Source organism: Phyllobacterium sp. GQ127 (assembly GCF_059758635.1).
The window spans coordinates 317,501-329,273 of sequence record NZ_JCAXDZ010000005.1; the positions used below are offsets into that span (position 1 = coordinate 317,501).

Sequence of the window (11,773 nt, forward strand, 5' to 3'; positions counted from 1 at the left end):
CTAATAGCTGTGTTCGTGACGGGTGGAGCGGACATAGACTGCCGCTACGATGATGACGAAAATGATCATGAGGACGGAGACGGCGCTGCCGAGCGAGATTTCATAGGTCTGGAAGGAAAGCTGCCAGGACCAATATTGCGCGACATTGGAACTGTCTGCGGGGCCGCCCTGCGTTAGTGCCGCGATCAGGTCGAATTGTTGCAATGTGAAAATGACACCGAGAGAAATGACTGCGCCGAGCTGGGCACGCATCAGCGGCAATGTGATGGATCGGAACCGCTCGAAAGGTCCCGCGCCATCAAGTTCGGCGGCCTCGTAGACATCACGCGGTATGCTTGCAAGCCCCACCGAAAGCAGCAGCATGTTGAATGGGATACCGAGCCAGACATTGGCAATAATAACGGCATAGAGAGTGACATCCGGGTCGGAAAGCCAGAAGATGCGCTCATCCGCAAGCCCCAGCGCGGTTAGCGCATAGTTGATGACGCCGAAGTCACCAGCGAAAAGCCATTTCCAGATGGCACCGACGACGAGCGCCGGCATGATCCATCCGGCAAGAAACAAGCCGCGCAGATAGGTAGCACCGGGAAAATCCTGCTGGAAGAAGAGGGCGAGGCCGAACCCGATGGATAATTGGAAAACAATCGACAGCACCACAAATTTCAGAGTGTTCCAGAAGACAGAACCGGCGATGGGCTGCGAGAAAATATCGTAATAATTTTGCAGGCCGACAAAAGGCCGATTGAAGGACGTGATCGTGAACATGTCCACGGTCTGCAGCGACATGATAATATTGTAGATGATCGGAAAAGCCGAGAAGGTGATCAGATAAATGAGGGCTAGCCCGAGCAGCAGGATATCAAAACCGCTGCCGTCCCGGATGGTTCTCATAATGCCTTGCATAGCGTCCTCCGCTCGCCGCCGAACAAATAGGCTTCGCTCTTTCGCATGAAGGAAAAAGCGAAGCGCAATTTATCAGTTCAAAATACTGTCGATCTGGGTTTGCGCAGTATCGAGCGCCGTCTTTGCATCGCTTTTCTTGGTCAGCGATGACTGGATTGCAGTGTAGATGGCCTTGGAAATCTTTGGCCATTCAGGGTGCGGTCCGCGATTGCGAGCATATTTCATGCTCTCTTCGAAGACCCCGTAAATCGCAGGCGTATTGGGATTGTTGGACTTGATATTTGCTGCCGGCAGAAAGCCGAAACGGTTCCAGACATCGGGCATTTTGCCATAGAGGAATTCGAGGAGAATGAATGCTTCTTTCGGATGATCGCTATTGGCAAGGATGACATTGTCGCCTTCACCCAATGCAGATGCGCGTGTGGCGCCTTCCTGCGGGACCGGGAGCAATGCCGCCCGATAGTCAAACTTGGCGTCGCGGCTCATGCGCGGCAATTCCCATGGGCCAGAGATCGCCATGGCCGCGTTGCCGGAATTGAATGTGCCGGTCGAGTCATATTGGCTGCGGATCAGCGTATCCGGCGAGGCAAGTTTTTCATCAAGCAGCTTGCCCCAAAAGTCGAGAACCTTGACGCCGCCTTCAGTATTCACCTTGTTGTAGTCGCCGCCCGCCATTTGCAACCAAGGCAGAAACTGGAACGTGCCTTCCTCGGTGGCCACGGCCGAAAATGCCAGACCGTAGACGTTCTTGGCCGGGTCGCTCAGCTTCTTGGCTGCATCGTAAAGCTCATCCCACGTTTTCGGCGGATTATCGGGATCAAGCCCCTTGGCCTTGAACATGTCGGCATTGTAATAGAGCGCGATTGTATTTGCGCCGCGCGGCACACCATAGATTTTCCCGTCCCAGCTGACCGAGGAAAGCGGCCCGGGGAAAATATCCTCCTTCTTGATGACTTTCGATTCATCAAGCATCGGCGTGAGATCCAGCAGCAGACCGCGGGAGGCAAAGAGAGCAACCTCGGGATTGTCGATATAGGTCACGTCCGGAGACTCGCCCGTTGCCGTTGCCCGCGCCAGATCATTGACCATGTCGCGGAACTGGACTGTCTTGACGTTCAGCTTGATATCGGGATGGGATTTTTCAAACTCATCCTTCACCAGATACATATACTGGTCCGGACGGTCGATGGTCCATACATCCAGCGTTACCGGCTCGGCCCCGGCTGCGCCGGTCATAAGCAGGGATGCAGCTGTTATCCATTTTAGAATAGGCTTCATTGCTTCCTCCTCTTGGGGTTGGTCCGGCTTCCCTGCTTCTCAATGGCAGGGTTGGCCAGTCGAATTCAGGGATTGGCGATATATGAACCGCCACGGCTCTGTTTCAGATAATTGAGCGAATGGACCTGGCCGGTCATTTCCAGCGCATCGCGATATACGGGATCATGCCAGCCTTCGATGTCGATGGAACCCGACCAGCCGGCCAGGCGCAATTCGGAAATGACGTCCACCCAATTTGTGTCGCCGAAACCCGGCGAGCGCATGAAGACGAATTTTTCCTTGCCGAAAATGCCGTGCTCACGAATGACTTCCCAGCGGATCGTCGCATCCTTGCCGTGCACATGAAATATCTTCGATGCCCATTTGCGGATTTGCGGCAATGGGTCGATCAGATAGACCATCTGGTGGCAGGGCTCCCATTCAAGTCCGATATTTTCCGCGGGCACTTCGTTGAAAATCATTTCCCACGCATCAGGATTATGGGCGATATTCCAGTCACCACTTGCCCAATTGCCATCCATGGCGCAGTTTTCAAAGGCGATCCTAACGCCTTTATCGGCTGCTCGCCTGGCAAGCTCAGACCAGACCCGCTTATATTGCGGCAGGCTTTCCTCAATCGGCTTTCCACGAATACGACCCGTAAATCCGGCAATGGTCGTTGCGCCGAAATGATGGGCATTATCGATCAATGCCTCCCAGCCCTTGAGCGTTTCCCGGTCTATTTCCGTATCTTCCAGCGGATTGCCAAACATGCCCAGCGTTGAAATGGTAACATCGGCATCACCGATGGCGTCTTTCAATTGCGCCGCCAGCGTTGGCAGGTCCTTGTTCATGACTTGCCAGAAAAACGGTTCGATACTCTCAAAACCATGCGGCAAGATATTTTTCACATAGGCCGCAGGGTCGGGCGCATTGCCCTTGATCATTGTACCGATGCGAATGGCTGTTGCTGGATTACTCAATTCTCATATTCCTTCAGAACGTAATTTCGACGCGCCGCCCGGACTCGGCGCTATCGATAGCGCCGAAGACCATGGCAAGGCTTTTGATATTCTCTTTTCCGGCGGTTTCCGGTCGCGGGCCACCGCGGGTCGCCGCGATGAAATCCTGCATCACTCCGAGGTGACCGCCGACGCGATCAGACGTATCGAGGGGAGGTATCTCGACTGCGGTCACCCCGGAAAACAGGCCGTCTTTGCCGGAGGTGACGGCTTCGGCCCGTATGTCATCATGTCCATCCCAGACAATTGATCCTTTGCTGCCAATGATGCGCCAGGCACTTTCCCAGCTTGTGCGCATGCCATCGGCGCACCAACTGCCGCGATAGGTGAAAACGGCTCCATTGGAGAATTCAAAGATTGCGGCAGCGGACGATCCCTGAGCGTACCAGGAATTGCTGGGCTCCCATTCGCGCGCATAGACCGCATCGGCGGCGTCATCGGCAAGAAAGCGTGCTGCGTCGAAAGTATGGATTGCCATGTCAAGAAACAGGACATGGCGCATTTCCTCGCGGAAGCCGCCAAAATGGGGAGCAAGAAAGAAGTCGCAATGAAGGCTTGTCACTTCGCCAATAGCGCCGGATTGGATCAACCGGCGGATGCGGCGAATTTGCGCGAGATATCGCCTGTTCTGCACGATGGCATGGATGCGCCCGGCGGCCTCGGCGCGATGAACGAGATCGCGTGCCTCGTCCATGGTTTCCGCCATGGGTTTTTCGGAAAGCACGTGGCAACCGGCTGCAAGTCCCGCTGCTACGGTGGCATGACGGGCGGCCGGAACAACAATGTCGAAAAGCAAATCGGGTTTGGTGCGCGCAAGCGTGGCTGCCAGATCGCTGGATGCATTTGCCGAGGTCAGGCCAAATTCTGCGATACGTGCTTGCGCACGCTCTGCAGCAAGATCCACCACGCCGACGATCTCAATGTCGCCGATGGTGCGAACCGCCTCGAACCACGCTTTGCTCATGGCTCCGCAACCGACTAAAACGGCACTTTGCATTCCTGCTCCTCCCTACAGAAACTCGCCATAAACCGAGAAAATCGGTTGTAAAACGCTTCCGTAAACGTTTACGATCTAAGAATGACGAATTATTTTTGTCAATCCCTTATTTCGGTGTTTTATGTGGGAAGGAACCTCACATCGAATCGTTGGTGGAGTAAATTTGACATTTGCATCCGGTGCGTCTGCAGGCACTTGCGCCAATGTCAGGCTCGCAAACTTCACCGAAAAATATATGCCTGCCAGGGGTCTTGTTAATTTCTTTAGCCGGGAGAAAAGCGTGAGCATTCGGGACCTTGCCCGCCATCTGAATATTTCCATCGGGACGGTCTCGCGCGCGCTGAACGGCAAGAGCGATGTCAATCCGGAAACCCGTCAGCGCGTGCTTCAAGCTGCCAAGACGCTTGGCTATGTGCCGAACCAATCCGGACGCAGCCTGCGGCAGGGCACGACGAACACAATCGGATTCATGATCGAATCGACGGTTGAAACAGTGGAAATCGGCGATAGCTTCTTTTTCATGCCGGTATTTGGAGGCGTGCAATCGGTGTTCCGGCGGCATCAGCTCGATCTTGTCGCGCTGTTATGCGGGACAGATGAAGATCCGGGCGTTTATCTCAACCGGGTGGTCGGACGGCGCTTCGTCGATGGCTTGATCATATCGGCAACGATGCGGGAGGACCCGCGCATCCCATTTCTGCTGGAGCGGAAGATTCCATTTGTGGCGCTGGGGCGCAGCGCTGCCGACGGCTCATTTCCGTGGATCGATCTTGATTTTGAGGGCACGGCCATCACCGCAGTTACGCGTTTGGTGGGCTTTGGACACAAGCGCATCGCCGTTGGCGTTCCCAATAGCGATGTCAATCTTGGCCATGTATTTCTGAGCGGCTACAGGCAAGGGCTGGCAAAGGGCGGCATCGAGTTCAATCCGGATCTGGTTCTGGCCGCGCCCAGCAATGAGGAAGGCGGCTATCAGGTCGCCTGCGCTATGCTTGAGCAAAAACCCATGCCGACAGCCGTCGTTCTGGTCAATGAAAACATGGCGATAGGGCTCTACCGGCGCTTTTACGAGATGGGTATTCATCCGGGGCGGGATATTGCTGTCATAGGATTTCGCGAAAGTACGCAAAGCCGCTTTCTATCGCCAACGCTGACCTGTTTCCGCCTGTCGCTTCGCGATCTTGGCATCAAGCTGGCCGAAACATTGCTTTCGACAATGCCTGCTTTTGAAGACAATTATCCCGCGGTCAAATCTGGCATCATATGGCCAATGGAACTGGTGGTTGGAGAAAGTGACCGCCCAGCGCCGTAAGGTTCGTCACGCGATCTGAGAGCCAACCATTTTGTCAGGCAGCTCTAGGTTCCTTGCGCTTCTGCTTGCGTATGCGGGACTGATATTTGGTTCCCACGCGCAGCAGCTTTTGAAATGTGGGGCATTGCAAATGTGACGGGGCGGAGCATTCTGCCACGTGGCGCATGATCCCCGCCAAAGCCTTTATCTCCTGCGCCTTTTTATCCAGAGCATCGGCGCGCGTTCGCAATTCGTCACGCGGGATCGCAAGTTCGCTGTTGCGGCCCAGAATATCTGCCACATCACTAAGCAGAAATCCCGCTGTGCGGGCCATATTGATCAGAGCAAGCCGCTTGAGCACGTCCGGCTCATATTGGCGTCGCAATCCGTGTCTGGCTACGGAAGCGATAAGGCCCTGTTCCTCATAATATCGTAGCGTCGAGGCGGGCAATCCGCTTGCGCTGGCAACCTCGCCAATGTCGAGAAATTTCATGCTTGACCTCAAGTTGACTTGAATTCGTATGATGCGCGTTCCTGATTAAAAAGACAATGGAGACGATAAAAATGCAGCTGACAAATGAACTTGAAGAACGGCCGATCCGCCGCGATCCGCGCGCTGTGGCCTTGATGTTGGTTGCATCGCTTACAGTGATGACCGCCGCCACGATCAGCCCCGCCTTGCCCGGTCTTGAAACGCAGTTTGCGGGGGATGAAACTTACAGCTTTTTGATCCGCCTGCTGGTTCCCGCCCCATCCCTGGCGGTCGTGCTCTTCGCGCCGTGGTGCGGTGTAATTGCCGATAGAGCGAGCCGGCGATCAATGCTTCTGGCGGGGTTGATCCTGTTTATCATTTCGGGAAGCGCCGGACTGTTTCTTCCGACACTGCCATTGATCATGGCCAGCAGATTGTGCCTTGGTATTGCACTTGCCATGATCATGACCGCGCAATCGGCATTGCTGGGCGATTATTTCTCCGGCAAAACGTTGCATATTGTTACGAGCGCCCAGGTTTCTGCCCGCAATCTTGGTGGTTTTGTCTTCATCATGATCGCTGGCCTGCTTGCCACAATGGGACCAAGGTTTCCCTTTGCGGTCTATGCGCTGCCCGTACTGGTCATGCCATTCTTCTGGCGGGTCATTGTCGATCCACCGTCCAGCATGCCGGCTGAACAAAACCTTTCTTCGATCAACGCAGGCAAGACCCAGCCGCTTATATATCTGCTTGCTCTTGGTCAAATGGTCGTGACCATGCTGTTCTTCGTCATGCCCACGCAATTGCCCTTCTTTTTATCAGGGCAAGGTTATTCATCGCCCGCCATGACCGGGGCTGCGCTGGGGACGCTCATGTTGGCGGGCGGGGCGGCGGCTCTCTATTATCCGCGTCTTCGTGAGGCGATTGGTTATGCTGGCAATTGGGCCTGCGGCTTTGGTTTGATGACTATGGGTTTTGCCGCCCTTGTGACAGTTAAAGCCGGAGTGGCAGTCTTTTTCGGCTGTGCAGCCATTGGCGCGGGCTACGCCCTGGCCATTCCAGGATTCGTGGCGATTTCCTTAAGCGCAACCTCTTCCAATAAACGGGGAAAAACCGGTGCGCTGCTGACGGGATCGGTCTTCCTTGGCCAATTCCTGTCGCCACTGATCAGCACCCCGGCAATATCGGCATGGGGCTGGCGCGCCAGTGGCATCGGACTTGCCGTAATATTGGGTGCCCTGGCGCTGATTTCAGGGCTGGCATTCCAGCGGTCGCGGCTCGTTGCGCTAAGGAAGAATTGAGGAAACCGCCTGGGATTTCGCAACCTAATGGCATCACGCACCTTCGAGCGCGACTGCCCTTAAACTTTAGTGCTGCGTCCTAATGTCAGACTTGCACAATTTTCAAGCATGCGCAAAATTCAGGCATGATTGCCGCTTTGTCCATAATGATCTTCGACGAGAATCGCATCCGCGCCTCAATTATTGAGGAAGGATTGCGCGAAGCCGGGCATGATAAGGTTGTTGTTTTGCATGATATTGTCGGTCTTGCCCGGCAGATCGAGATTATCGGGCCCGATGTTATTGTTATCGATATCGAGACGCCGAACCGTGACATGCTGGAGCATCTTTTCCAGCTGACCCGATCCGTTCGCAAGCCTATTGCCATGTTTGTGGACCGGTCCGATAGCTCCTCCATTGAAGCAGCGGTAGAGGCGGGTGTTTCCGCCTATATTGTCGATGGGCTGAAGAAAGAGCGGGTAAAGCCCATTCTTGATATGGCGGTCAGCAGGTTCAAGGCATTCAGTCGATTGCAGCAGGAATTGGCTGAGGCCAGGAGCGCCCTTGAGGAGCGAAAGATCATTGATCGCGCCAAGGGCATTTTGATGAAATCCCGCTCAATGTCGGAGGATGAAGCCTATTCATTGTTGCGGCAAACCGCGATGAACGAAAAGCGGAAGATTGCTGATATCGCGCAGAGCGTTGTCACAGCGGCCGCGCTGTTAGGATCTTAGGAAGGGTTACAATGAGTTTCATCCGCACCGGTATTGATAATGGCGGCCTGGCAGCGCCGGCTGCTATCGCCAGTCCGGGTTCGAGGCTGGTTCGCGCGGGGTTCATCCCATTGGTTGACGCTGCGATCCTGATCGCGGCAGCCGAATTTGGTTTTGCTGCGCGCGAAGGCATTCAACTCAGCCTGATCAAGGATGTGTCATGGGCCAACATCCGGGACCGTCTGGCCTTCCGGCAGTTCGATGTTGCCCATATGCTGGCACCGATGCCGGTGGCGGCCAGTCTGGGCCTGGGTTCCAATCCATCTCCTGTCATAGCGCCCTTTATTCTTGGTCGCGGAGGAAACGCCATCACGCTTTCGCTTGGCTTGTACAGGCGCATGCAGACTATGGCGGACCTGTCCGGCAAGCAGGACGCTCTGGTCAATGCAAGGGCGTTAAAGCGCGTGATCGAGGTTCGCAGGAATGAAGGGCTCGACCCGATTACGCTGGGCATAACATATCCCTTCTCATCGCATAATTACGAACTGCGATATTGGCTGGCGGCCGGTGGCATTGATCCTGACCTTGACGTGAAGCTTGTTGTGGTGCCGCCGCCCATGACTTCGGACGCATTGTCGGCGGGCGTTATTGACGGGTTCTGTGTCGGTGCGCCCTGGAACATGGTGGCGGTCTCGCGCGGCGTTGGGTGTATTGTTGCAGTCAAAGAAGACATTTGGGCACCCAGCCCGGAAAAAGTCATCGGCATGCGCCCGGACTGGTTTGAACAAAATTCTGAGACGGGTTCGCGCCTGATCGTTGCGCTGGACCGTGCCGCCCGCTGGTGCGATGACGGGGAAAACCGGCGGGAACTGGCGCAACTCTTGTCGGGCCCCAATTATCTTGATGTGCCGTTTGATCTTTTGCATCGCGTGCTGCTTGGGCAATTCACAATTGATCCGGATGGCGCCGAACGTACGGTTCCTGACTATTTCAATTTCCATCGGGATGCGGCGAACTTCCCATGGGTTAGCCAAGCGCAATGGATTTACAGTCAAATGGTTCGTTGGTCCCAGGTGGACTATAGCCCATCGCTTGCCGGTCTGGCGGGCGCAGCCTTTCGCCCCGACCTTTATCGCAATGCCATTGGGGTCCGCCCTGATACGCCCGTTAATGATACGCGCGTGGAAGGAGCGGGCACTGCGGATGCATTCCTTGACGGAGCAGTTTTCGACCCTGCAAATATCACGCGCTATCTGCAAAGTTTAGGCTCAACCAAGGGAGATGAATAGATCGGGTAGCTGCTTATTTCTTGTGCATCGCACAAAATATCCGCAGAAACTGCACTGACAACGACAATGTTCTTGTATGTGCATGCATTCAGAAGAATAACAGAAATTAAAAAATACATTTAAATTCAATAAGATAATAAAATAACTCTCTAATTGGCACGCTTATTGCTTTGATAAATATGTTCCGTCAATGAAGACAGGAACCGCGAGCACCGCATCGGGTGCTTTCAAAAGACACAGACGTCGCTTGGCTCAATTCATTCCAACGGTTCTACCGGGAGTGAATGTGATCCGGCGGCGTTTTTTTTTGATCAGCCTTTATGGCCAATATTGCAGGGAAGCTTATGGATCAGAAACGTTCGAATGGCATAGCGAGACGCAAATTCCTGAAGGCGGGCGGTGCGCTGACCCTGCTTGCCGCTGCAAAAGCGGCGTTTCCCGGCGGGGCTTTTGCTGCCGCTGCAGGTCCCGAAACGACCAAAGCCGTCCTTGGCTTTATCGCCCTCACAGATTCGGCGCCGCTCATCGTTGCGAAGGAAAAAGGTTTCTTTGCCAAACATGGGATGCCGGATGTCGAGGTCGTAAAACAGGCGTCATGGGGAACAACGCGCGACAATCTCGTCTTGGGTTCTCAAGGAAACGGCATAGATGGCGCGCATATTCTGACGCCTATGCCCTATCTGATAAGCACGGGCAAAGTTACCCAAAACAATCTGCCTTTGCCGATGGTTATATTGGCGCGGCTGAATCTCGATGCTCAGGGCATTTCTGTCGGTTCGGCCTATGCGCAGAACAAGGCGGGTGTCGATTCCGGAGTGTTGAAGGAAGCATTCGCCAAAAAGAAGGCTGAGGGAAATGCGGCCAAAGCCGCAATGACATTCCCCGGTGGAACGCACGATCTCTGGTTGCGCTATTGGCTCGCTGCGGGCGGTATCGATCCCGACAAGGACGTTGAAACAATCGTCGTGCCACCGCCCCAGATGGTTGCAAACATGAAAGTTGGAACGATGGACTGCTTCTGCGTGGGCGAACCGTGGAACGCCCAGCTTGTCAATCAGGGCATCGGGTATACTGCCGTCAACACGGCTGAAATCTGGGCGAAACATCCGGAAAAATCTTTCGCCATGCGCGCAGATTGGGTCGAAAAAAACCCGATCGCCACCAAAGCCCTTCTCATGGCGATCATGGAAGCCCAGCAATGGGCCGACGAGATGGCCAATAAGGAAGAGTTGGCCGAAATGGTGGGCAAACGGGCATGGTTCAACGTTCCTTCGAAAGACATAGTGGGACGCTTGAAGGGCGATTACGACTATGGCTCCGGACGGCAGGAAACAGCTAGTCCGCACCTCATGAAGTTCTGGAAGGACAATGCTTCCTACCCGTTCCAGAGCCATGAAAAATGGTTCCTTACAGAAAATATCCGGTGGGGGAAATTTGCCCCGGATACGGATATTTCAGCGCTGGTCGGACAGGTGAATCGCGAAGATTTGTGGCGGGCGGCTGCCAGCGAGCTTGGTGTCGCGGCGGCGGATATTCCCGCCTCCAAATCGCGCGGTATCGAAACATTCTTCGATGGCAAGGTTTTCGATCCAGACAATCCGCAGACCTATCTCGCCAGCCTCAACATCAAACATTCTGCGTGAGGAAAACGAATGACCGCCAATCCTGTCCGCCTGAAATCCATGGAGCCTGTTAAACCACAGGCCGATATAGTTCCCCTTGCGGTTGCCAGGCGAAATCCTGCGGGCAGGGCACTGCGTAAATGGTTTGCATCGGCGATGTCGCACGTCCTACCGCCGCTCGTGACGCTTCTGTTTCTGCTGATCTTCTGGGAGATTGTCTGTTCTTCCCCCACTGCAAGCGTACCGCCACCCTCGCGTGTCGTTTCAGAAACCTGGGAGCTTATTGTTCACCCGTTTTATGTGGGGCAGGGCGTCGATCAGGGATTGTTCTGGCACATCTTTGCAAGTCTCAAGCGCGTTGCACTTGGCTATTGCCTGGCCGCATTTGCGGGCATCGCGCTTGGAGCACTGGTCGGCCAAAGTGAATGGGCCATGCGCGGTCTCGACCCGATCTTTCAGATTTTGCGAACGGTCCCGCCACTTGCCTGGCTGCCTCTGTCTCTGGCCGCTTTCAAGGATGGCAATCCATCTGCAATCTTTGTGATTTTCATCACCGCGATCTGGCCGATCATCATCAATACTGCGGTGGGTATCCGCAATATTCCGCAGGATTACCAGAATGTGGCGAAAGTGCTGCGGCTTAATCAGCTGGAGTATTTTGGAAAGATCATGATCCCCGCTGCAGCACCCTATATATTCACGGGCCTTCGCATCGGTATCGGACTTTCCTGGCTCGCTATTGTTGCCGCTGAAATGCTGATCGGCGGGGTCGGTATCGGGTTCTTCATCTGGGATGCATGGAACTCATCGCGCATCAGCGACATCATTCTCGCGCTCATCTATGTCGGCATCGTCGGATATCTCCTTGATCGCCTCATTGCCTTCATCGCCAAGGCTGTCACCCGCAACACGGCAAGTGCCTGAGGA

11 protein-coding genes are annotated in these 11,773 nt (G+C 54.7%); 6 read left to right on the forward strand and 5 right to left on the reverse strand.

Going from position 1 to position 11,773, the window contains the following annotated elements; genetic code table 11:
* From AC6CHM_RS19175 to AC6CHM_RS19190, 4 genes are all read right to left on the reverse strand, one after another.
* Positions 1-903, reverse strand: coding sequence for an ABC transporter permease subunit (locus AC6CHM_RS19175; protein ID WP_115053776.1), 903 nt, complete (start codon positions 901-903; stop codon positions 1-3).
* 72 nt (positions 904-975) lie between these two features.
* Positions 976-2,181, reverse strand: a complete 1,206-nt coding sequence (locus tag AC6CHM_RS19180) for an ABC transporter substrate-binding protein (protein ID WP_115053777.1) — start codon at positions 2,179-2,181, stop codon at positions 976-978.
* Between the two features lie 65 nt (positions 2,182-2,246).
* The gene (locus AC6CHM_RS19185; RefSeq protein WP_307275771.1) at positions 2,247-3,143 is read right to left on the reverse strand and encodes a sugar phosphate isomerase/epimerase family protein; all 897 of its coding nucleotides are present in this window, start codon (positions 3,141-3,143) and stop codon (positions 2,247-2,249) included.
* A 13-nt stretch (positions 3,144-3,156) separates the two neighbouring features.
* Complete coding sequence (locus AC6CHM_RS19190) at positions 3,157-4,179, reverse strand: Gfo/Idh/MocA family protein (protein ID WP_498174127.1); 1,023 nt, start codon at positions 4,177-4,179, stop codon at positions 3,157-3,159.
* 280 nt (positions 4,180-4,459) lie between these two features.
* Here AC6CHM_RS19190 and AC6CHM_RS19195 point away from each other — a divergent pair, with 280 nt between their 5' ends.
* Positions 4,460-5,491, forward strand: a complete 1,032-nt coding sequence (locus AC6CHM_RS19195; protein ID WP_498174129.1) for a LacI family DNA-binding transcriptional regulator — start codon at positions 4,460-4,462, stop codon at positions 5,489-5,491.
* Between the two features lie 34 nt (positions 5,492-5,525).
* Here the strand turns inward: AC6CHM_RS19195 and AC6CHM_RS19200 are convergent, their stop codons facing one another.
* Complete coding sequence (locus tag AC6CHM_RS19200; protein ID WP_115053780.1) at positions 5,526-5,963, reverse strand: helix-turn-helix domain-containing protein; 438 nt, start codon at positions 5,961-5,963, stop codon at positions 5,526-5,528.
* 71 nt (positions 5,964-6,034) lie between these two features.
* Between AC6CHM_RS19200 and AC6CHM_RS19205 the strand changes: the two genes are divergently transcribed.
* From AC6CHM_RS19205 to ntrB, 5 genes are all read left to right on the forward strand, one after another.
* Positions 6,035-7,243, forward strand: a complete 1,209-nt coding sequence (locus AC6CHM_RS19205) for an MFS transporter (protein WP_498174131.1) — start codon at positions 6,035-6,037, stop codon at positions 7,241-7,243.
* 146 nt (positions 7,244-7,389) lie between these two features.
* The gene (locus tag AC6CHM_RS19210; RefSeq protein ID WP_498174196.1) at positions 7,390-7,956 is read left to right on the forward strand and encodes an ANTAR domain-containing response regulator; all 567 of its coding nucleotides are present in this window, start codon (positions 7,390-7,392) and stop codon (positions 7,954-7,956) included.
* A gap of 11 nt (positions 7,957-7,967) precedes the next feature.
* Positions 7,968-9,224: a CmpA/NrtA family ABC transporter substrate-binding protein gene (locus AC6CHM_RS19215; RefSeq protein ID WP_307275757.1), complete on the forward strand. Its 1,257-nt coding sequence runs from the start codon at positions 7,968-7,970 to the stop codon at positions 9,222-9,224.
* A gap of 344 nt (positions 9,225-9,568) precedes the next feature.
* Positions 9,569-10,867 (forward strand): ABC transporter substrate-binding protein, encoded by a 1,299-nt coding sequence (locus AC6CHM_RS19220; protein WP_115053860.1) that lies wholly within the window; start codon positions 9,569-9,571, stop codon positions 10,865-10,867.
* Positions 10,868-10,906: 39 nt separating this feature from the next.
* Entirely contained in the window at positions 10,907-11,770 is an 864-nt protein-coding gene (ntrB, locus tag AC6CHM_RS19225; protein ID WP_442958600.1) for a nitrate ABC transporter permease, read from the forward strand.
* The last annotated feature ends 3 nt before the right edge of the window (positions 11,771-11,773 follow it).